A 20,659-nucleotide genomic window follows, 5' to 3' on the forward strand; every position below is an offset into this window, starting at 1 on the left:
CCCCCGCCGATGCACACGCATCGGCGGGCGAACTATCATTAAGCGTGAAATACACGCGGAGGTCAGCTCAGTACACGAGCCGAATCTCCCACACTACGTAAAGGGGAACACGTGCTGCCTCAACGGCACCGTATGCGCACCAGCGCAGAATTCTCCCACGCCTTCCGTTCCGGCATCCGTACAGGACGTCGGAACATCGTTGTATCTACGGCGAAAAATCCTGGAAAAACAACCCAGGTAGGTTTCATTGTGTCGAAGGCGGTGGGCAACGCAGTCACACGCAATCTGGTGAAGCGCCGGTTGCGTGAGCTTGCCGCGCTCACCTGCGCCGCGCATCCGGAAGGGTACGCCATTGCGGTGCGAGCGCTTCCCGCCTCCGCGGAAGCCAGCTGGGATCAGCTGCGCCGCGACTACGAATCGGCACTCGAGACCACGTTCGCTAAGCTCGACCGCCCGCAGAACCGCCCGAACGACGAGGGGACATCGTGAGTCACTCTCGCTGTTCCCACCGTGAAGAACGCTTCCACGCGCATCACAGCGGCACCTACAGCGCCTCGGCTGAGACTCTGGGCCCCGACGAGCTACTGGCGCTAGCGCCTAACGAATTCGTCCGGCCAGAAACTTTCCTGCAGGCACTCTATGTTCTACCGCAGAACCTGCTGATTGCGTGCATGAAGGCCTACCGCAAGGTTGTGTCCCCCCTCTACGGGGACGTGTGCCGCTACTACCCGACCTGCTCAGCCTACGCGCTGGAGGCGCTGACCACCCACGGTGCGATGGGTGGGCTTTCCCTGACGGTGCGCCGTATTCTGCGGTGTGTTCCCTGGGCGACCGGAGGTATCGACCCAGTCCCGGAGGGGAAGCGTACTTTCGCTCCCGGAGCAGAACCGAAAATTATTCTGCTCAACCACCCCCATCTTTACACCCCTCACACCGGTGGTGACGCCCGCCCTGAGTAGGCGGCGCCTCCCACACAATGACTTAGCCGAGTCCTTAAGGAGTATTCCCGCGTGAATATTTTTGATTTGATTCTTTGGCCGTTTAAATGGATCGTCTCCGTGGTCCTGTGGCTGTTCCACACTCTTTTCACTTCGCTGGGTATGGACCCGGCGTCCGGCCTGACTTGGGTTCTGTGCATTATCTTCCTGACCCTGGTGATGCGTACCCTGACCATTCCGCTGTTCGTCAAGCAGATTAAGGCTATGCGCGGTATGACCGCGATGCAGGGCGATATGGCGAAGCTGCAGGAGAAGTACAAGGGTAAGAAGGACCAGCTCTCCCGCCAGGCGATGGCTCAGGAGCAGATGGAAATGTACCGTAAGCACGGTACGAACCCCTTCGCGTCCTGCCTGCCGATTCTGGCTCAGATGCCGATCTTCTTCGGTCTGTACCAGGTGCTGATGGGCGTTCCCACCGCGGCGCAGAGCAACCAGGGCGTGCTCATGTTGCCGGCTGAACTGGTGCACCAGTTCAATGACTCCCAGATTTTCGGTGCGCAGCTGTTCGCGACCATGATGCACCCGGGTGCCGGTGACACTACCGCGACCGTTGTTCAGGCGGTCATCATGATTGTTCTGATGAGTGCGACCCAGTTCTACATTCAGAAGCAGCTGAGTGTGAAGAACATGTCGGAGGCAGCTCTGAACTCTCCGATGTTCCGTCAGCAGCAGATGATCATGTACATCTTCCCGATCATCTTCGCTGTTTCCGGTATTAACTTCCCGCTGGGTGTTATGTACTACTGGACCGTGTCGAACCTCTGGTCGCTGGGCCAGCAGTGGTGGGTTATCCGCAATAACCCGACCCCCGGTTCTCAGGCGGAGCGTGAGCTGAACGCTCGCCGTGCAGCGAAGGGTCTGCCCCCGATTGGTAAGACCCGTGAGCAGCACGAGAAGGAGCTGCAGGAGGCTCGTGAGCGTGCCGCAGCTGGTCAGCGTCAGCAGCCGGTCGGTAAGAAGCGCCAGAAGCAGCAACGCAATAAGCAGAACGGAAAGAAGTAGTTTTCTTCCGTGATTCGGGCCGGGTTCTCGCCACGTGTGGCGCGGGCCCGGCGCCGTGTATGAGATACTTTTTACCCCTAGGACACCCCTCCGAACACCCTGAGGATTATCGTGACTGAAGCTATGGAATATGAGGACGAGCAGCTCGTTGAGGAGCAGCTGGTAGAGGAGCCCCTTGAGGGCGAAGAAGACGAATTTGAGGACATCGACGAGGAAGGCGATATCGCCGCTGATTACCTCGAGGAGCTCCTCGATATTGTCGATATGGACGGCGATATTGATATTGAGGTGCGCAATAATCGCATCTACCTTTCGGTCTTCAATGACGATGATGACAATGAGGAACTGCGCCACCTGGTCGGCCGCCACGGCGAGGTTCTGGAGGCGCTGCAGGAGCTGGTGCGTCTCTCCGTTCTGGCCGGTAACGGCACCCGTTCCCGCCTGATTCTGGATGTTGCCGGTTACCGTGCTGAGCGTCGTGAACAGCTGGAGAAGATTGCTGCTGACGCTATTGAGAAGGTGCGCGCTACCGGTCGTGATGAGCACATGAAGCCGCTGAGCCCGTACGAGCGTAAGGTCGTGCACGATGTGGTCGCTGCTGCTGGTCTGTACAGCGAGTCTGAGGGTGAGGGCCCTCGCCGTCACGTGGTGATTTCTCTTCCCGAGGTAGGAGCCTAGTATGGAAACTTCGATGGTTGCTCTCAATGAGAGTGAGCGCGCCGCCGCGGAGGCTGTGTTTGGTGAGCGTCTGCCCCTGGCTGAGCGCTACGTGCAGCACCTGGCGACGACCGGTATTGAGCGCGGTCTGATTGGTCCGCGTGAGGTGCCGCGCCTGTGGGCTCGCCACGTGCTGAACTGTGCCGTGGTGCAGGAGTACATTGCTCCGAACGCTTCGGTGGCTGATGTTGGCTCTGGTGCCGGTCTGCCCGGCCTATGCCTGGCGATTGCTCGTCCGGATCTGAAGCTGACCCTGATTGAGCCTCTGGAACGCCGTGTCATCTGGCTGAATGAGGTTGTCGAGGATCTGGGACTGGAAAACGTGACCGTGCTGCGCTCGCGTGCTGAGCAGGCTGTGGGCACTGTTGAGGCTGATGTGGTGACTGCGCGTGCCGTGTCCGCCCTGGTGGGCCTGCTGGACATCACCCTGCCGATTCTGCGCGGCACCGGCGAGCTGCTGGCTCTGAAGGGTCGTAGCGCCGCTGAGGAGATTACTAAGGCGAAGAAGAAGCTGAACCGCTACGGTGCGCGTGAGACTGAGATTCTCACCGCCGGTGGCAACCTGCTGGAAGAGCCGACGACGGTGGTTCGAGTCCGCCTCTAAAGGTTTCGTCTCAAATGGGCGGTACCGCAATGAGCTAGTGAATATGCTGGCTTACGCGGTATCGCCCATTTTTTGTGCGCAGGTTTGCCGGGGCATGGTGAGTGCGTGTATCCGCAGAGTACATAGAATGACCTCTCGCGTGGAGTATTGACCTGATGCCGGGTACCCTTAAGAGAGGGTTGAAACCTTAGACTCTTCTGCACTATTGCCCAGTAGCTTATTCGTGGAGCTTGCGCCCTTTAAAGCTTCTGAGGCGGAGGCAATGTTTCACGTGAAACATTGCAGGCGCCATCACCTTGGGAAGTATGTTTCACGTGAAACATGCGGAGAATGGGCGACGGTAGGGGAGCGGGGAAGTAGGCCCTCCTCGCACGTGAACATTTCAGAACATCACGCCAGGCGAGGCGCCAGAAGAAGCATCACCGTAGACACACCACCCGGAATATGGAAGGCACCCGATGACTCCTCAAGCTCAGAAATCTGTTGCAGATTTGCTCCCCAAGCCTGTGCATACGCGTGTCTTCACCGTGTCGAATCAGAAGGGTGGCGTGGGTAAAACCAGTACCGCTGTGAATCTCGCCGCTGCGCTCGCGGAGGCTGGCCTCAACGTCCTGGTCATCGACAACGACCCGCAGGGTAACGCCTCGACCGCACTGGGTATTGAGCACGGAGTGGATGTCCCCAGTGTCTACAATGTCCTGATTGAAGATAAGCCGCTTTCTGAAATCGTTCAGGAATGCCCCGACATGCCCGGCCTGTTCTGCGCCCCCGCCAATATCGACCTTGCGGGCGCGGAGATTGAACTGGTCTCCCTGGTGGCACGTGAGACTCGCCTCAAGAACGCCCTGATGGATTACACCGAGTGGCGCGAGAAGCAGGGCATGGAACGCCTGGATTACGTTTTTATCGACTGCCCGCCGAGCCTCGGCCTGCTGACCGTCAACGCCTTCGTCGCGGCAGAAGAAATTCTGATTCCGATTCAGTGCGAGTACTACGCTCTGGAAGGCCTGAGTCAGCTACTGAAGAATATTCAGATGATTCAGAAGCACCTGAACTCCAAGCTGCGCATTAGCACGATTCTGCTGACCATGTACGATGCCCGCACCAACCTGGCGTTCCAGGTAGCGGAGGAAGTGCGTGAGCACTTCCCGGAGGAGACCCTCAGCGTGAAGATTCCCCGCTCCGTGCGTATCTCTGAGGCACCCAGTTATCAGCAGACTGTCATCACCTACGACTCGTCGTCGACCGGCGCTCGCGCCTACCGCGAGGCGGCACAGGAACTCTCACGCCGATCTGCATAATCTAAATCTTTTGAATGAGCCCTTTTGAATTGTCTTTCGATGATTCAAAAGGGCTCATTGTGTGCGGTATTTTCTAGGTAAAATCTTCAAAAACATCCTTATCGCATTAATTTTTAAAAATAATGCGGATTGTGTGCCGCACAATTTCTGCTCCTGCTCTCGAGTGCTTATTTCGTTTACACTAGATGAAGAAGAAAAATGAGCGGGCTCGTCCGGGAGTCCTAAGGAGTAACGATGGCTGAAAAGCGACGCGGCTTGGGTCGTGGCCTGGGGGCACTGATCCCTCAGAGTACGAAGAATTCTGGTAATGCTGAGGCGAAGGCATCCGAAAATACTGCTGCAGCAAAGACTGCACCCAAGAAGGTAACTGCTCCGATTGAAGAGCCGATGACTGACGGTCTCTTCGAAATGGCTCACGAGGCCAAGCCGGAGAAGCACCGCAAGAGCACTAAGACCGAGGCTGTAGAAGCTAAGCCTGCTGACTCTGCGCCCGCTCAGGAGAAGCCGGCTCCTGTCGAGAAAGCGGAGGAAAAGGTAGAAACCCCCGCCTCCTCGCAGGATGTTTCACGTGAAACATTGAAGAAGAAGTCCCGCGTGGACATGGGGGCGGCTCTGCGTAACACCACCCTGACTCGCCGCCCGGTGGACTTCTTCTTTGGTGAAGATATCTCCACCCCGCAGTCTGCTTCCGAAGAACAGAGCGGTCTGGTTCCGGTTCCCGGTGCCCAGTTTGCCGAGCTGAATGTTCGCGATATTCACCCGAACCGCAAGCAGCCCCGAACCGATTTTGATGAGCAGGACATGGAGGAGCTCATCCACTCGGTGCGTGAGATTGGCGTTCTGCAGCCGATCGTTGTGCGTCCCTCGAGTGAAAACGGTGCCGAAAAGTATGAGCTGGTTATGGGTGAGCGCCGCTGGCGTGCAACCCAGGCGGCTGGTCTGACCACTATCCCCGCGATTGTTCGTGAGACTGAAGATGGCGACCTGCTCCGTGACGCCCTGCTGGAGAACCTGCACCGCAGTCAGCTGAACCCCATTGAAGAGGCGGCGGCATATCAGCAGCTCATGGAGGAGTTCGACACTACTCAGGAGCAGTTGGCTAAGCGCATTGGTCGTTCTCGTCCCCAGATTTCTAACACGATTCGTCTGCTGAAGTTGCCGGCTCTGGTGCAGCGTCGCGTTGCGGCGGGTATCCTCTCCGCCGGTCACGCGCGTGCCCTGCTGGCTCTGACCGATCAGGCGCAGATTGAGACTCTCGCGCAGAAGATTGTGAATGAGGGTCTGTCGGTTCGTGCAACTGAGGAGCTGGTGAACCACGCATCCGGCGTTGCAGAGGTGAAGGAGCGTAAGGCTCCTCAGCCTCAGAAGCATCGTGAGCGCCTGGACTATATTGCGGAGGCTTTCGCGGATAAGCTCGATACTTCGGTGAAGATTTCGCTGGGTGCCCGTAAGGGTAAGATGACCATCGAGTTTGCGAATGTTGAGGATTTGAACCGCATTATCCGTGTTCTGGATTCTGATTTCTCCGGCTAGAACCCGGGTTAGAATTTCAGGTTAAACAATATTTAACAACTGAATTCAGTTGAATATATAGAAAACCCTCGGTGATGTTTCACGTGAAACATCACCGAGGGTTTTTCTCTAACTTCTCGAAAGATTAGCCCAAGTGCTCGGAGAACTCAGCCAGCAGAGCGGACTTCGTCTTGGCACCTACGGTCTTCTTGACGACCTCGCCACCCTTGAAAAGGTAGATAGCGGGGATAGAGGTAATACCGTACTTCATGGCGGTATCGCCATTTGCCTCAACATCCACCTTGATCACATCGACCTGACCGGCGTACTCGCCAGCAATCTCGTCAATCACGGGACCAACCATGCGGCAGGGGCCGCACCATTCAGCCCAGAAATCCACGATAACGGGCTTGTCGTTCTTCAGGACCAGTTCGTCGAAGGTGGCGTCAGTTGCCTGCTGTGCACTGCTCACGGAGTGCTCCTTTCTGACACGGGGCGGATTCCCCAGCGAGTAATACGAATAGTTTAGAGGTTTTCGAGGTAGTGCTGTGCGTCCAGAGCGGCAACAGCACCGGAACCAGCAGCAATAATTGCCTGGCGGTAGGTCGGGTCGATCACGTCACCGGCAGCGAAAACGCCGGGAACGGAAGTCTTCGAGGAACGACCCTGAACCGCGATGGTGTGGTTCTCGGTAATCTCCAGCTGATCGCGCACGAGCTCCACGCGAGGATCGGAGCCAATAGCGATGAACAGGCCCTGAACAGCCAGCTGGCGCTCCGAGCCATCCTTGGTGTTGGTCAGGGTAATCGACTCGAGGTTGCTCTCGCCGTGAACTGCGGTAACAGCCGAATCCCAGACAACCTCAATCTTCGGGTTGTTGAAAGCGCGGGTCTGCATGATTTCAGAGGCGCGGAAAGAGTCGCGGCGGTGCACCAGGTACACCTTGGAGGCGAAGGTCGTCAGGAACAGTGCCTCCTCCAACGCGGAGTCGCCGCCACCGACCACTGCAATTTCCTTGTCCTTGAAGAAGAAGCCATCGCAGGTCGCGCACCAGGAGACGCCGTAACCGGAGAGTCGGTCCTCGCCCTCAATGTTGAGCTTACGCACCTGGGAACCGGTGGTCATGATGACGGTCTTTGCCAGGTGAACGGCACCGTCAGCGGTGTAGACCTTCTTCACGTCGCCGGTGAGCTCGACCTTTTCCACGTCCTGGTAGCGGATGTCCGTGCCGAAGCGCTCAGCCTGCTGGCCGATGTTCTCCATCAGCTCGGGGCCCTGAATGCCCTGAATGAATCCGGGGAAGTTCTCGACCTCGGTGGTGTTCATGAGGGAGCCGCCGGGTGCCAGGGAGCTGGCGAAGAGGACGGGCTTCAGCTCGGCGCGTGCCGCGTAGATTGCCGCGGTGTAGCCAGCGGGGCCGGAGCCCACAATAATGACGTTGTGGACGGTTGCGTCGGCCTCAACCTCGGCTGCCGGTGCGGCTTTGGTGGCGGGTGCGGATGCGAGGTTCAGATTGCCTAGGGCGGAGCCTCCGAAGAGGCCTCCCAGATTCTCAGTCATCAGATATATCTTTCCGTTGTAGGTCTTTCGTTCTGCCCCTATAACAGGGCTTTATCCTCGATTATTCCATTTTTTGGGGACCCTTATCCAGATACTCCGCGCACTGTGAATCTTTGAGTAGCGGCCCTGCCATAAAGAGTCATAAATGGACATCAAAAGGGCGGGGCTTCCGAACCGTTGAGTTCAGAAGCCCCGCCCTTGTGTTTGGGGTGCGAGCGCCCTGTTGGCGTCACGTTATAGGTTGATTAGTCCACCTTGATTTCGTTGATGCGCAGACCGTAACTCCAGTTTCCAATGGGCAGGGAGAGGCGGGGCAGCTCGTTGACCACGATAATCACGTAGGCGCCCTTTTCTGCGCTCTGCTTGGAGGTGTCCAGGGTAACGACCGCGTCCTTACCTTCGAAGGCGCCCTTGCCGACCTCAACTGCGCCGCTCAGCGATGCGGAGCTGTTGGTGTAGACGGTGAAGGAACCGCCGGTGCCGGTGGTCTGCTGGATGGTCAGCTTGGAGACGACGGTGGGGGTCTGCAGCTTCAGTGCCAGGCCGAATTCCTTGATGGTGCCGGCGTAGTTGGCGGTGCCGAAGCCGTAGCTGATCCATGCGGTGTTGGCGTTACCATCGGTCAGGTTGGGGATAAGGGTGTCCATGTCGTTCATGAACGTGGGGTCCGAAGGTGCGAAGCGAGCCACGGACGCAATCTTAGCCGGTGCGTTCGATGCCTTAGCGGTCGGGGATGCCGATGCGCTGGCGCTTGCCGCAGCCGATTCGGATGCCGAGATAGAGGACTTGGGGGTGTGCGGTGCGGCTGCCTGGTTGGAGCCGATAGCGCCTAGGGAGGTGAGGATACCGCCTGCGACGATAACGAGCAGCAGGACGGCTGCCAGTGCGACGGCCCAGGTGCCGCGGCTGCCGTCCTCTTCGTCCTCGTCGTCTTCGTAGATGCTGGTGGGTTCGGAGTACGCGGTGACGGCTGCGCCGTCGGATGCATTCCAGTTCTTGGCGGCGGTGATGCTCTCCTGGTTGGCGGTGGAGGAGGAGACCTTCTCGTAGGTGTTGGGGGAGCTGCCGCTTTCGGAGTCGCCGAAGATTTCGGTGCCCAGTGCGTCTTCTGCGTTGGAGAGTGCGTGGTTTTCGACCAGCAGGGTGTCCAGCAGGGTGTCGGGGCGGGTGTGGGAGGTGACGAGGTAGCGGCTACCTTCGGGGGTGATGCCCAGGTCGAGGATCTGGATGTTGCCGCGTGCGTTGGTTGCGAGCGCGCGGGAGTTTGCTTCCAGCAGTGCGCTGCGGTTGGGCGATGCGACGACGACCGAGACCTTACGGTTGAGAATCTGGTCGGTGCCTTCAAGCACCATGTCGGATTCTGCCGTAATGATGATGTGTGCGGTGATCTCGTAGCGGCCTCCGAGGACCGATCCGACCGGAATCTGTTGCGACAACGTGTTCTCCCGAGGTGGTTTCATAGTGCCTGCCGTGTGGCGGGCCCTGACTATTAGATTCTACCCGGCATTGAAGGATGCTGGGGCTGAGTGATAGTTTGTGGCGTCCGGGCGGCTGCCTGCGCCTTCTGTGGGCCCCGGTGTGGGGTGTAGAAGGCACAGGCGGCAGCTACCCGGTTTGTGCGTTGTGCGCTGCTTTAGCGGCGGGCAAAACGCTCAAGTTTGGAGGGGAGGGGTGCCAGTAGTGCGTTGGCTTCCTTGACGCGGAAGATCTGCACGCCGGCGAGGTATGCGAGGCCCATGACGGTGCCGCATACGGCGAGGGTGATGATGGCGGTGATCTTGGATGCCCATGCGAATCCGTCGAGCTGGTAGCCGCCGAGCAGCCAGAGCGCAATGGCTGCGATGCCGCCGGCGAAGAGGGATGCGAGGGTGGTGCGTGCGTAGGTGCTGACGATGCCTCGCTGGCCGTAGTAGCCGAGGCGGCGGCGGACCATGTGGTGGCTGATGAACAGGATCAGGATGTTGTGCACCGGGTAGATGAACGCGAGCATGTACACGGTGTACTGGGCGTCGAGCAGGGATGCTGCGAAGCTCATGATGACCATGATGATGGCGGAGTACACCTGGATGCGGAAGGGGGTGCGTGCGTCTTCGCGGGCGTAGAGCACGCGGCTGTAGAGGTAGTTGATGGTGAGGGTTGGGGTGCCGAGCGCGGTGATGACGATGAGCTTGGCGATGATGGTTGCTGCGATGGGGTCGCCGCCGCTGAAGAGCACTGCGATGGGACCGGCCAGCACGATGAGTCCGACCATGCAGAAGACGGTGGCTACGGCTGCGTTGCGCAGGCCGTGGGAGAGCGCGTAGATGACGCTGTCGCTGTCGTCTGCGATGGCGGAGGCGCTCATGCGGTTGAAGAGCACGGTGGCGATGGAGATGCCGATGACGCCGTGCGGGAGCATGTACAGCATGGAGGCGTAGTTGAGTGCCTGCAGACCCGGAATCTGGATGCCGAGGGCGGCGTAGTGTTCGCGCTGGCCGACGATGCCGGCGGCTACCTTGGTCATGTAGAGGAATGCGAGGTTGGAGATGATGCCGGAGGCGAGGGTCCAGGCGGCGAGCTTCGAGGCTGCGCGCAGGCCGATGCCGCGCCATGCGAAGTCGGGCTTGAGGCGCAGGCCGAGCTTGCGTAGGGGGATGAACAGGACGAGTGCCTGCATGATGACGCCGAAGGTGGAGGAGCCTGCCAGTACAAGGGTCTGGGCGTTGGTCCAGTTGTCTACGGTGTGGATGGGGTGGGGGTTGGGGGTCTGTGCGCCGAAGAGGAAGATGAAGAGGAATAGCGACAGGATGGTGATGACGTTGTTGAGTACGGGCGACCACATGTAGGCGCCGAATGCGTCTTTGGCGTTGAGGACCTGTCCGATGACGGTGTAGAGGCCGTAGAAGAAGATTTGGGGTAGGCACCAGAGGGCGAAGATGAAGCCGAGCTGCCGTTGTTCGGGGCTCCATCCTGAGCCCATGATGCTGATGATGGGCCAGGCGCAGGCGACGGTGATGAGGGTGATGAGGCCGATTGCGGTGACGGTGAGGGTGACGAGTTTGGAGATGTATCGTGCGCCGCCGTCTTGTGCTTTGGCCGCCTTGATGATTTGCGGTACGAGGACTGCGTTGAACACGCCGCCTGCTACGAGCACGTAGATGAGGTTGGGTAGGGTGTTGGCGGTTTCGAAGACGTCGCCGACGGTTGAGAGTGAGCCGATGGCTACGGTGAGCAGGATGGTCTTGACGAATCCGAGGATGCGCGAGACGAGGGTGCCTGCTGCCATGATTGCGCTTGAGCGGGCGTCGTTACGTGCCACGTATGTCTCTCCTGTGTCGGCTGGTGATTGCTTCTTTTAGTTTTGGGGGCTCTTACAACGGGTGTTTAGAGCTGGGTGGTGATGTATTCGCGCGCACTGCGGGCGATGTGTTGCTCGTTGGCGAATGAGAGGCGGGTGGGGAGCTCTTCGAGGGGGACCCATGCGACGTCGATTGCTTCGTGGTCGGGGTCGTTGTCGATGCTGAGTTCGCCGCCGGTTGCTGCGAAGAGGTAATGGTGCACGGTTTTGTGGATGCGCGTGCCGTTGGAGGTGAACCAGTAGGCGATGGTGCCGAGGGAGGCTACGGGGTAGCCGATGATTCCGGTTTCTTCGCTGATTTCGCGTTGTGCGGCTTCGACGGTGGTTTCGCCGTGTTCGATGTGGCCTTTGGGTAGGCACCATTCGCGTTGTCCGTTGCGGTTGATGCGGGCGATGATGGCTACGGGTAGCTGTTCGGGTCGGTCGAAGTCGATGATGAGTCCGCCTGCGGAGACTTCTTCGGGGGCGGGTACCGCTCGCGCGGGCGCGGTGAAGCGCGTTTTGGGTGCGCGGGGTACGGGAATGCTCATGGTTCTACCTTAACCGATATGTGAGGGTTTGTGTGTCTCGGTTTTGGGTGAGATAGCTGTCTCTTTGGTGTGGGTGTTGTGGGGGTGGGGTGGGCGTGCTGGTGGTTTTTCTGGCACGATTAAAGGATTATGTCGCTGTTTATTGATGTTGTGTCGAAGTACCCGGATGCCGCCGAGCTGGGAGAACTGTACCGTGCGGCGGGTTTTGAGCTGTACTTGGTGGGCGGTATTGTCCGCGACAATCTGCTGGATGATGGCGGCCATTTCACTGATTTTGATTTGACGACGGATGCTACCCCGGAGCAGAGTGAGCAGATTCTGCGTGGGTGGGGTGAGCATACGTGGGATATCGGCAAGGAGTACGGCACGATTAGTGCGCGTAAGAATGGCGTGGTGTATGAGGTGACCACGTACCGTGCTGAGGTGTATGTTTCGGATTCGCGTAAGCCGACGGTTGAGTTCGGTACGGATTTGAGTGCCGACTTGGTGCGTCGTGATTTCACGATTAATGCGATGGCTGCGGCTTTGCCGAGTGGTGAGGTTGTTGACTTGTTTGGCGGCGTTGAGGATTTGCGTGCGGGTGTTTTGCGTACTCCGCGCTCGCCGCAGGAGTCTTTTTCTGAGGATCCGCTGCGTATGATGCGTGCGGCTCGTTTTGTTGCGCGTTTTAATCTTGAGGTTGCCCCGGAGGTTTTCGAGGCGATGCGCGAGATGGCTGGCCGTATTGAGATTATTTCGGCTGAGCGTGTGCGTGATGAGCTGGTGAAGCTGATTGAGGCGGATTATCCGCGGGTGGGTTTGAACCTGCTGGTTGATACGGGTCTGGCGGATTATGTGTTGCCGGAGCTTCCTGCGTTGCGTATGGAGATGGATCCGGCGCATCACCATAAGGATGTGTATGCGCATTCGTTGAAGGTGATGGAGCAGGCGATGGAGAAGGAGACGGACGAGGACGGCCCGTGCCCGGCTCCTGATTTTATTCTGCGTTTTGCGGCGTTGATGCACGATATTGGTAAGCCGAAGACTCGTAAGTTTGAGAAGGACGGCTCTGTCTCGTTCCTGCACCATGAGGTGGTGGGCGCGAAGATGGTGAAGAAGCGCATGCGTGCTCTGCGTTTTGATAATGACACGATTAAGGCTGTGGCTCGTCTGGTGGAGCTGCACATGCGTTTCTATGGTTACCGTGAGTCGGGTTGGACTGATTCTGCGGTGCGCCGTTATGTGCGTGATGCGGGGGATCAGTTGGAGCGTCTGCACCGTGTGTCTCGTTCTGATGTGACGACTCGTAATCGTCGCCTGTCGCGCTCGTTGGCTGAGGCGTATGACGATTTGGAGCGTCGTATTGCTGAGTTGGCTGCTCAGGAGGAGCTGGATGCAATCCGCCCGGACCTGGATGGTGGCCAGATTATGCAGATTCTTGGTATTGCGCCGGGCCCGGTGGTGGGTGAGGCGTATAAGTTCTTGTTGAATTTGCGTCTGGATGAGGGTTCGCTTCCTGAGGAGGAGGCGAAGGCTCGTCTTCTGCAGTGGTGGGAGCAGCGTCAGGGGGCGTAGCTTCTGCGGTTTTTCGGTACCGCATCGCATGGTTGAGGTCACGCGGTGCGGTACTGTTCTATCTGCTTTTTCTCGTGTATTGTTAAGAAATCTATGCGTGTTCCCCACCCGGTGTGCTTCACGTGTAGAGCACAATGAATCTCCTGCTATGGAAATCCCATAGCCGTTTAGCCCAAAGGAGGGGTTTAATCATGCGTGCATATGAACTGATGGTTATCCTCAGCCCCGAGGTTGAGGACCGTGCGGTTGAGCCGTCGCTGTCCAAGTTCCTCGAGATCGTGACCAACGAGGGTGGTTCCATCGACAACGTCGATATCTGGGGCCGTCGTCGCCTGGCATACGAGATCCAGAAGAAGTCTGAGGGTATCTACGCAGTGGTGAACTTCACCTCTACCCCCGAGACCGCAGCTGAGCTCGATCGTGTTCTGAACCTGAACGAGTCCGTCATGCGTACCAAGATCATCCGCCCGGAGGATCAGAAGATCTCCAGCAAGTAGTTGTTTCTTGCCGGTCGGCTGACCCCCTAAAAATGTCAGGGGGTTGCGCTGTACTGGATTCAACATACTTGTAACTCTTATCGAGGAGGCATCAAATGGCAGGCGATACCGTTATTACCGTTATTGGTAATCTGACTGGCGATCCGGAGCTTCGTTACACCCCTGCGGGTGCGGCGGTTGCTAATTTCACGATCGCATCGACTCCGCGTACTTTTAACCGCCAGACGAATCAGTGGGAGGATGGGGAGACCCTGTTCCTGCGTGCGTCGGTGTGGCGTGGTTACGCTGAGAATGTTGCAGAGACTCTGAAGAAGGGTACTCAGGTTATCGCGCAGGGCCGTCTGAAGTCTCGCTCGTACGAGACCAAGGAAGGCGAGCGTCGTACTTCGTTTGAGCTTGAGGTCGAGGAGATCGGCCCGACTCTGCGTTTTGCTACTGCTCAGGTGACTCGCGCACAGCGTTCTGCCGGAGGTAATAACTTCGGTGGCGGTGCGCAGGGTGGCTTCGGCGGTGGCGCTGGGTACAACGCTGCTGCTCAGGGCGGTTTCTCCGCTCCTCAGCAGAACAATTTTGCTGCTGCTCAGGGTAATGGTTACTCTGGCCAGTCTGGCTACTCCGCTCCGGCTGCTCCGGCGGCCCCCGCAGCTCCTGCTGCTGATCCGTGGAGTTCTCAGTCTGGTGGTAACTATGACTGGGGTAGCGGCGCCGACGACGAACCTCCGTTCTAAGCCGGTTTCGTTTTCCGAATAGTAATTTATCAATCCATCCCGCGGTTATCCGCCGCGGGCTCCCAACTCTAAGGAGCACCACGATGGCTAAGGCTGAAATCCGTAAGCCCAAACCCAAGCAGAACCCCCTCAAGGCTGCTGACGTCACCGTTATCGACTACAAGGACGTCGCACTTCTGCGCAAGTTCATCTCCGACCGCGGCAAGATCCGCGCTCGCCGCGTGACTGGCGTGACCGTTCAGGAGCAGCGCAAGATCGCTCAGGCTATTAAGAACGCCCGCGAAGTTGCACTGCTGCCCTACTCCGGCGCTGGCCGCTAAAGAGAAGGAGAGACAGTAACATGGCTAAGATCATTCTGACTCAGGAAGTTTCCGGCCTCGGTGCAGCTGGCGATGTTGTCACCGTTAAGGACGGTTACGCACGTAACTACCTGCTGCCCCGCGGCTTCGCCGTGACCTGGACCCAGGGTGGCGAGAAGCAGGTTGAGTCCATCCGCGCCGCTCGTGCGGCTCGTGCTAAGGCTTCTCTGGAAGAGGCTCAGGCAATTGCTGCGTCCCTGGCTGCTAAGCCGGTTGTCGTTGCACACAAGGCTGGCGCTGACGGCCGCCTGTTCGGTACCGTCAAGGCTGAGGCTATTGCTGAGGCTATTGAGGCTGCTGGCATTGGCTCCGTTGACAAGCGCACCATCCACCTGGGTTCCGCTATCAAGCGCACCGGTGAGTACAAGGTGACTGTCCGCCTGCACGCTGACGTTGTTGCTAACGTTGTCCTGGACGTCGTTGCTGCTGCGTAAGTAGATTTTTAGATATTTGACGCTGATGCTTTGAAGCTTCGGCGTTGAGTGTCGGACGGGGTGTCCCTCTTCGTGAGGGGCACCCCGTTTGTTATGCCCGTAGCTGTGTCGTGGTTGCGCTCGTTCCGGTGCATGTTTCACGTGAAACATTGTTTTTGGGAGGCTGAGAATATGTGTTGTGCTACAGAAGGATTGGTGGTTAGAGCGGGTGCGACTGCGAAGTACGCCAATTGACCCCGTAGACTGGTAGACATGGCTCGATCTTTTTCACGTTTGTCTTCTAGCGCTCAGCTTCTGTCCACAGGTGTGGTGTTGGAGTGCGTCAATTTGCTGCTGTGCGCTCTAGCGGTTATCCCATTTGCGGACGCGAATGTTGCTACTGCTCTTCTGCTTCTTTTGCTGGTAGTTGGCGGCCTTGCATCCAGTGTTGCGCTGGTGTGCGCGCTGGTGGGTCTGGTGAAGTTCCGTCAGTACCGCGTGGCCAATATTTGCTTGGCGGTTATTTCTGTAGTGGCTAACCCGTTGGTGCTGCTGGGTCTGTATATGGCGGCTTATTAGCCCGGTTTAGAGTCCGCAAACTGCACAATATCAAAGCTCTCAGGGTTCTGTTGGTTTTCTCCCAGCTTGTTTCCAGCGAAATTCAATCCTCCCATAAGGTTGGGGGTGTTTACTATAAGTGTTGGTTCGAGAGGACTGCGATGTGAATGTGTGTGTTTCGTGTAGCGGGGTCGCCCGCTAGCGAAAGAAGGATGGCAAGGCAAAAGCGCCTTGCCTTTCTTCTTTTAACGCCACATATGAATTTAGAGAAGTGCATCCGAAGGGGCGCTGCATATCTGAGGTGGATTTGTGGCGTGCTCGTATCTCAACAGGCGCCGGATATGGGTGTGGATTATGGGTGCCCCACCCCTGTTTTGAAGAAAAATCTATTCTCAGCTTTCTTACAGCTTTAACCTACAGGGAATAAAGGTTTACGCGTAATACTTTATATAGATGGTTCGAGAGAGCCATCAGAAAGTTGGACTTTCCTTGCGGAAGTGGCTCTGATTTTCGTATGTATGTGTGCGTGATGAGACTGGGGTTGGATTGAGAGGTCCAGCTCCAGTTTCTGTTTAACCTCTGAGCTTTGCCGTGGTGGTGACCGGGATAGCGTTAGGGCATGCTGTAACCGTGGTGCACCGTAATAAAGGGCAACCATACTTCTACGTAACGTCATATTTCCTTTCCTGTGGGTGGCGGGTCTAGAATTAGGGAAGATAAATTTTGCATATTAAATACAAGTATTGAGGAGTTGTCTCCCGTGTCTAAGACCCCTTCCGTTCCCGGTACCGACCGCCCCACTGAAAAGGCTGCAGGCCACTGGTTGCTCGCCCAGCTGGGCAAGAAGGTTTTGCGCCCCGGCGGCCGCGAGACCACCAACTGGCTGCTGGCTCGTGCCCTGGGCGGCGACATTGACGTCGTGGAGTTTGCGCCGGGCCTGGGTATTACCGCCCTGGAGATTGTGAAGCGTTCCCCCAAGAGCTACACCGGTGTGGATCTTGACCCGAAGGCTGCTGAAATCGTGACCGAGCGTATCGGTGCATCGAGCCATCCTAACTACCGCGTGGTGAACGCTAGCGCCCAGGAAACCGGCTTGCCCTCCGAGAGCTACGATGCCGTGGTGGGCGAGGCGATGCTGACCATGCAGACCGATAAGCACAAGCTGGAGATTATGCGTGAGGCGGCTCGTCTGCTGCGCCCGGGCGGCTACTACGCTATTCACGAGATGTCGCTGGTTCCCGATTACCTGCGTCCCGAGTTGAAGGAAGAGATTCAGAAGGATTTGGCGCGCACTATTCGCGTGAATGCCCGTCCGCTGACTGTCGCCGAGTGGACCGCCCTGGCGGAAGAGGCAGGCTTCGAGGTGCTGGATGTGTACCAGACTGATATGGCTCTGCTGGAGCCGAAGCGTCTGCTGGCTGATGAGGGTCCCGCAGGCGTTGCGAAGATTGCGTTCAACCTGGCGCGTAAGCCGCAGATTCGTGAGCGCGTGCTGGGTATGCGCGGCGTGTTCCGCCGCCACGCGGACCACATCGGCGCTATCGGTCTGATTCTGCGTAAGAAGTAAGACAGACTCACACCGCAAAACTCACACAGTGAAACGGAGCCTCAGTATTCCTCGCTATCCAGGGGAATACTGAGGCTCCGTTTTACACTGAGGTGTATGAGCCGCGGCGCATGAGCCGCAGAACCGGCTCAGTCATGTGTGCGCCTGCCGGAGTTTGTTATGAGCCGTATTCTTTTCTCTCCTGAAAGCTTCAATATGGGTGAAACCACGCGCTGTATCGAGATAGCGCGTGTGGCTCAGGAGCGAGGCCATACGGTCTTATTCCACGTGTATTCCCCTAAATACCTGGGACTGCTGGAAAACGCGGGGTTACCCGTGCATCTTCGCGAACCGGTCATGAGCGATGCCGAGGCGGAGCAGATTATGGCGCTGGATCAGGGCAGGGGAGTGCGGCATCCTTTCAAGACCGGCATGGTGCGCCAGAGGGTTGCCGCTGAGCTTGCGGCTATTCGTGACTTTAGCGCGGATGCTGTGGTGATCGGTTCTAACCTGACGATGCTGCTGTCTGCGCGTATTGCCGGTGTCCCCATTTTCTATGCGCGCCCGTATGCGTACTCGTCGACGTATTTTTCGAAGAAGCCTGCAGCCGGCGAGCTCGTGGCGCCGGGATGGTTGCGGGCGGTGGCGCGGGTGTTTTCGTATAAGCCGGCTTCTTTTACGCGTGTGGCGCGTGAGCATGGGCTGAGGCTTCCTCGCCGTACCGTCGATATGCTCAGCGCCGATGCGAACCTTATTTGCTCCCTGTTCACGCAGTTGCGCGGCGACTCGTTGGTAGAGCCGGACGTTAGTGTGGGTCCTATCTATTACCGTGCGCCCGGTGAGCTGCCGCAGATTGTTCTCGAACCGAGAGAACGGCCACTGGTCTACGTGGGAATGGGTTCCTCAGGGTCTGCAGATATTTTGGCGCAGGTGCTACGGCAGCTGTCAGCCGCTCCGGTGGATGTGCTGGTCGGCGGCGGTGTACAGCTCTCGGAGGCGCAGACCCGCCCGCTGGGCGATAACATCCATTTCGCCGGGACTGTTCCGGCGCATCTGCTCGCCGGTCATATTGACGCCTCGATGACCCACGGCGGTGAGGGAACGGTGCAGACGGCGTGCCTGGCGGGTGTTCCCTTTGCTGGTATTGCGATGCAGGCTGAGCAGAGCTGGAATATTGAGGAGTGCGTGCGCTACGGTAACGCCCTGCGTTTTACGAAGAATGATGTGCGCCGCGGCAATGTGCGCGATATTTTGGACCGTCTGCTGGCTGATGAGGGCATGCGCGCCAGGGCGCGGCAGCTTGGCGAGGCGATGCGCACCATGGATGGTGCGGCGCTCGCCGTTGAGAAGATTGAGGATTATCTCCGCGTTCCTCGTTAGGCGTGTATGGGTTTCGCGTGGGCCTTCGTGAGAAACTAGCATAGGAGTTCTGCAGAAGTTGTTTCTGGAACGTCGTAGATATCGGATTGAAACGCGAGGATAAGCATGTCTGAAACTGCCATTGATTATGGTTCCCGCACTATGCCTCATGATGATGTGGCTGAGCAGTCGGTGCTCGGTGGCATGCTGCTGTCGAAGGACGCTATTGCGGATGTGGTTGAGAGCCTGCGTGCGTCTGATTTCTATAAGCCGGCGCACGAGACGATTTATGAGGCGATTCTTTCTCTCTACGGTCACGGTAGCCCCGCGGATGCGATTACGGTTGCTGATGAGCTGAAGAAGCGTGGCGAGCTGACTCGTGTAGGTGGCGCGTCGTATCTGCATACTCTGATTGCTTCGGTTCCGACTGCTGCTAACGCTCAATATTACGCTGAGATTGTTAAGGAGCACGCGATTATGCGCCGCCTGATTGAGGCGGGTACGAAGATTGCTCAGCTGGGTTACGCCAATGAGACTGAGGTCGATACTTTGGTCGATCAGGCGCAGGCTGAGATTTATGCGGTGACTGATGGTAACGCGAAGGAAGACTATGTGTCTTTCTCTGAGGCGTTGGAGGAGACCATCAATGAGATTGATGCGAACTCGAACCGCCCCGATGGCGTGTACGGTGTGCCGACTGACTTTATCGAGTTTGATGAGCTAACCGGTGGTCTGCATGGCGGCCAGATGATTGTTATTGCGGCTCGTCCGGGTGTGGGTAAGTCGACTCTGGCTCTGGATATTGCTCGTTCTGCTGCTATTCATCATCAGATGACGACTGTGTTCTTCTCGCTGGAGATGAGTCGTACTGAGTTGGCAATGCGTATTCTCTCTGCGGAGGGCAAGATTTCGATGGGTCGTCTGAAGAAGGGTGACCTGGATACTGAGGGCTGGACGAACCTGGCGACTCTGCAGGGGCGTATTGATTCTGCTCCTCTCTTTATTGATGATTCGCCGAATATGACTCTGATGGAGATTCGTGCGAAGTGCCGTCGTCTCAAGCAGCGTAATGATTTGAAGCTTGTGGTGCTGGACTACCTGCAGCTGATGAGTTCGGGTAAGAAGGTTGAGTCGCGTCAGCAGGAGGTTTCGGAGTTCTCTCGTAGCCTGAAGCTGTTGGCTAAGGAGCTGGATGTTCCGGTGATTGCGCTGTCTCAGCTGAACCGTGGTTCGGAGCAGCGTACTGATAAGCGTCCGATGGTTTCGGATCTGCGTGAGTCTGGTTCTATTGAGCAGGATGCGGATATGGTGATTCTGCTGCATCGTGAGGATATGTATAACCCGGATAGTGAACGCGTGGGTGAGGCGGACATGATTATTGCGAAGCACCGTGGTGGTCCAACTCGTACTATCCCTCTGGCGTTTAGCGGTAAGTACTCGCGCTTCAACAATATGGCGAATGAGGCGCCTCCCCAGTACTAACCCCGTACTCAACTAACTCAGTACTAAGCTTTCAGCACTCTGTAGCTGTACCCCTCTTCTTCTGTTCCTTGCCGGATGGAAGGGGAGGGGCTTTTTCGTATCTATAGGTATGGGCGCCCAGGCGCATGGTCAGGAATCATGCAGGGTTAGGAATCAAGCGCAGGGCATGGGAATAAGGGGCCGCAGAGGGGCTCTAGAGGGCATTCTGTGAGGGTTTGAGTGGTTTCTTCTGCGTTTATGAGGTTTTTTGGAAGTTTTTTGAAGATTTTTTAGCACCCATAAAACACTCTGACTAGGTGCTTTAGCGCCTGGAAGGGTGTTTGAGACCCTTTCAAGGCCCTTTTTGTGTGCTACTTCACCCTTTTTCGGGTTGCAGGGCTGTTTGGGGGTCTGTATAGTTGTGTGAGTCGCCGCGGCGAGGAGGAAAAAACGAAGAACTTCTTCGGTGTTTCTCCTAGTCAGAAGCGGTTGAATGACTTTCAATTGTATAGTGTTTTGGTTTCTTGCTTGAAGGAATTTCGGGTTGCCTGGTGGTGATGTTGGAAGAGTTTAGGAAAGAAATATTGTGGTGTGAATCACGGAAAACGGATTTGCATGGCAAA

At 57.3% G+C, this 20,659-nt stretch carries 21 protein-coding genes; 16 read left to right on the plus strand and 5 right to left on the minus strand.

What is annotated here, in order from left to right:
• Positions 1–111: 111 nt before the first annotated feature.
• The 7 genes from rnpA (at position 112) to HMPREF2682_RS06630 (ending at position 6,155) form a co-directional block, all read left to right on the plus strand.
• Complete coding sequence (gene rnpA / locus HMPREF2682_RS06600) at positions 112–489, plus strand: ribonuclease P protein component (protein WP_070832498.1); 378 nt, start codon at positions 112–114, stop codon at positions 487–489.
• On the plus strand, positions 486–959 hold the full coding sequence (gene yidD, locus HMPREF2682_RS06605) for a membrane protein insertion efficiency factor YidD (RefSeq protein WP_070832502.1): 474 nt from the start codon (positions 486–488) through the stop codon (positions 957–959). The genes rnpA and yidD overlap by 4 nt, the downstream gene beginning before the upstream one ends.
• 51 nt (positions 960–1,010) lie before the next feature.
• On the plus strand, positions 1,011–2,000 hold the full coding sequence (gene yidC, locus HMPREF2682_RS06610; RefSeq protein ID WP_070615720.1) for a membrane protein insertase YidC: 990 nt from the start codon (positions 1,011–1,013) through the stop codon (positions 1,998–2,000).
• A 111-nt stretch (positions 2,001–2,111) separates the two neighbouring features.
• Positions 2,112–2,678, plus strand: coding sequence for a Jag family protein (locus HMPREF2682_RS06615; protein ID WP_070832505.1), 567 nt, complete (start codon positions 2,112–2,114; stop codon positions 2,676–2,678).
• A 1-nt stretch (position 2,679) separates the two neighbouring features.
• On the plus strand, positions 2,680–3,321 hold the full coding sequence (gene rsmG / locus HMPREF2682_RS06620) for a 16S rRNA (guanine(527)-N(7))-methyltransferase RsmG (RefSeq protein ID WP_083321769.1): 642 nt from the start codon (positions 2,680–2,682) through the stop codon (positions 3,319–3,321).
• A gap of 458 nt (positions 3,322–3,779) precedes the next feature.
• A complete protein-coding gene (locus HMPREF2682_RS06625; protein ID WP_049349949.1) occupies positions 3,780–4,622 on the plus strand; it encodes a ParA family protein in 843 nt (280 codons plus the stop codon).
• A gap of 234 nt (positions 4,623–4,856) precedes the next feature.
• Entirely contained in the window at positions 4,857–6,155 is a 1,299-nt protein-coding gene (locus HMPREF2682_RS06630; RefSeq protein ID WP_070832508.1) for a ParB/RepB/Spo0J family partition protein, read from the plus strand.
• 124 nt (positions 6,156–6,279) lie between these two features.
• Here HMPREF2682_RS06630 and trxA read toward each other — a convergent pair whose 3' ends face one another.
• From trxA to HMPREF2682_RS06655, 5 genes are all read right to left on the minus strand, one after another.
• A complete protein-coding gene (trxA, locus tag HMPREF2682_RS06635) occupies positions 6,280–6,606 on the minus strand; it encodes a thioredoxin (protein ID WP_070832511.1) in 327 nt (108 codons plus the stop codon).
• 53 nt (positions 6,607–6,659) lie between these two features.
• Entirely contained in the window at positions 6,660–7,694 is a 1,035-nt protein-coding gene (trxB, locus tag HMPREF2682_RS06640) for a thioredoxin-disulfide reductase (RefSeq protein ID WP_070684792.1), read from the minus strand.
• A 245-nt stretch (positions 7,695–7,939) separates the two neighbouring features.
• The gene (locus HMPREF2682_RS06645; RefSeq protein WP_246827267.1) at positions 7,940–9,130 is read right to left on the minus strand and encodes a serine/threonine protein kinase; all 1,191 of its coding nucleotides are present in this window, start codon (positions 9,128–9,130) and stop codon (positions 7,940–7,942) included.
• Between the two features lie 197 nt (positions 9,131–9,327).
• Positions 9,328–10,992 carry a murein biosynthesis integral membrane protein MurJ gene (gene murJ, locus HMPREF2682_RS06650; RefSeq protein ID WP_070832517.1) on the minus strand — a complete coding sequence of 555 codons (1,665 nt, stop codon included), beginning with the start codon at positions 10,990–10,992 and terminating at the stop codon, positions 9,328–9,330.
• Between the two features lie 65 nt (positions 10,993–11,057).
• Positions 11,058–11,561: an NUDIX hydrolase gene (locus tag HMPREF2682_RS06655; protein WP_070832520.1), complete on the minus strand. Its 504-nt coding sequence runs from the start codon at positions 11,559–11,561 to the stop codon at positions 11,058–11,060.
• Positions 11,562–11,690: 129 nt separating this feature from the next.
• Between HMPREF2682_RS06655 and HMPREF2682_RS06660 the strand changes: the two genes are divergently transcribed.
• From HMPREF2682_RS06660 to dnaB, 9 genes are all read left to right on the plus strand, one after another.
• The gene (locus HMPREF2682_RS06660) at positions 11,691–13,115 is read left to right on the plus strand and encodes a CCA tRNA nucleotidyltransferase (RefSeq protein WP_070832523.1); all 1,425 of its coding nucleotides are present in this window, start codon (positions 11,691–11,693) and stop codon (positions 13,113–13,115) included.
• A gap of 191 nt (positions 13,116–13,306) precedes the next feature.
• Positions 13,307–13,612 carry a 30S ribosomal protein S6 gene (rpsF, locus tag HMPREF2682_RS06665; protein ID WP_070687853.1) on the plus strand — a complete coding sequence of 102 codons (306 nt, stop codon included), beginning with the start codon at positions 13,307–13,309 and terminating at the stop codon, positions 13,610–13,612.
• Between the two features lie 95 nt (positions 13,613–13,707).
• Complete coding sequence (locus HMPREF2682_RS06670; protein WP_005504055.1) at positions 13,708–14,340, plus strand: single-stranded DNA-binding protein; 633 nt, start codon at positions 13,708–13,710, stop codon at positions 14,338–14,340.
• A gap of 83 nt (positions 14,341–14,423) precedes the next feature.
• A complete protein-coding gene (rpsR, locus tag HMPREF2682_RS06675; RefSeq protein WP_004005948.1) occupies positions 14,424–14,660 on the plus strand; it encodes a 30S ribosomal protein S18 in 237 nt (78 codons plus the stop codon).
• Between the two features lie 20 nt (positions 14,661–14,680).
• Positions 14,681–15,133, plus strand: coding sequence for a 50S ribosomal protein L9 (gene rplI, locus HMPREF2682_RS06680; RefSeq protein ID WP_005504050.1), 453 nt, complete (start codon positions 14,681–14,683; stop codon positions 15,131–15,133).
• 252 nt (positions 15,134–15,385) lie between these two features.
• Entirely contained in the window at positions 15,386–15,691 is a 306-nt protein-coding gene (locus HMPREF2682_RS06685; RefSeq protein ID WP_044142258.1) for a hypothetical protein, read from the plus strand.
• A 739-nt stretch (positions 15,692–16,430) separates the two neighbouring features.
• Positions 16,431–17,237, plus strand: a complete 807-nt coding sequence (locus HMPREF2682_RS06690; protein WP_070832525.1) for a class I SAM-dependent methyltransferase — start codon at positions 16,431–16,433, stop codon at positions 17,235–17,237.
• A 315-nt stretch (positions 17,238–17,552) separates the two neighbouring features.
• A complete protein-coding gene (locus HMPREF2682_RS06695) occupies positions 17,553–18,596 on the plus strand; it encodes a glycosyltransferase (protein ID WP_246827268.1) in 1,044 nt (347 codons plus the stop codon).
• Between the two features lie 105 nt (positions 18,597–18,701).
• Complete coding sequence (gene dnaB, locus HMPREF2682_RS06700) at positions 18,702–20,057, plus strand: replicative DNA helicase (RefSeq protein ID WP_049354159.1); 1,356 nt, start codon at positions 18,702–18,704, stop codon at positions 20,055–20,057.
• Positions 20,058–20,659 lie beyond the last annotated feature (602 nt).

It is taken from the genome of Rothia sp. HMSC061D12 (assembly GCF_001836735.1).
Taxonomy (GTDB): Bacteria; Actinomycetota; Actinomycetes; order Actinomycetales; family Micrococcaceae; genus Rothia.

Bases quoted from the DNA above. Each gene is read 5' to 3' on its own strand.
- rsmG (WP_083321769.1), top strand. From the start codon at position 2,680: ATGGAAACTTCGATGGTTGCTCTCAATGAGAGTGAGCGCGCCGCCGCG.
- HMPREF2682_RS06625 (WP_049349949.1), top strand. From the start codon at position 3,780: ATGACTCCTCAAGCTCAGAAATCTGTTGCAGATTTGCTCCCCAAGCCT.
- HMPREF2682_RS06630 (WP_070832508.1), top strand. From the start codon at position 4,857: ATGGCTGAAAAGCGACGCGGCTTGGGTCGTGGCCTGGGGGCACTGATC.
- trxB (WP_070684792.1), bottom strand. From the start codon at position 7,694: ATGACTGAGAATCTGGGAGGCCTCTTCGGAGGCTCCGCCCTAGGCAAT.
- HMPREF2682_RS06655 (WP_070832520.1), bottom strand. From the start codon at position 11,561: ATGAGCATTCCCGTACCCCGCGCACCCAAAACGCGCTTCACCGCGCCC.
- HMPREF2682_RS06660 (WP_070832523.1), top strand. From the start codon at position 11,691: ATGTCGCTGTTTATTGATGTTGTGTCGAAGTACCCGGATGCCGCCGAG.
- rpsF (WP_070687853.1), top strand. From the start codon at position 13,307: ATGCGTGCATATGAACTGATGGTTATCCTCAGCCCCGAGGTTGAGGAC.
- HMPREF2682_RS06670 (WP_005504055.1), top strand. From the start codon at position 13,708: ATGGCAGGCGATACCGTTATTACCGTTATTGGTAATCTGACTGGCGAT.
- rpsR (WP_004005948.1), top strand. From the start codon at position 14,424: ATGGCTAAGGCTGAAATCCGTAAGCCCAAACCCAAGCAGAACCCCCTC.
- rplI (WP_005504050.1), top strand. From the start codon at position 14,681: ATGGCTAAGATCATTCTGACTCAGGAAGTTTCCGGCCTCGGTGCAGCT.
- HMPREF2682_RS06685 (WP_044142258.1), top strand. From the start codon at position 15,386: ATGGCTCGATCTTTTTCACGTTTGTCTTCTAGCGCTCAGCTTCTGTCC.
- dnaB (WP_049354159.1), top strand. From the start codon at position 18,702: ATGTCTGAAACTGCCATTGATTATGGTTCCCGCACTATGCCTCATGAT.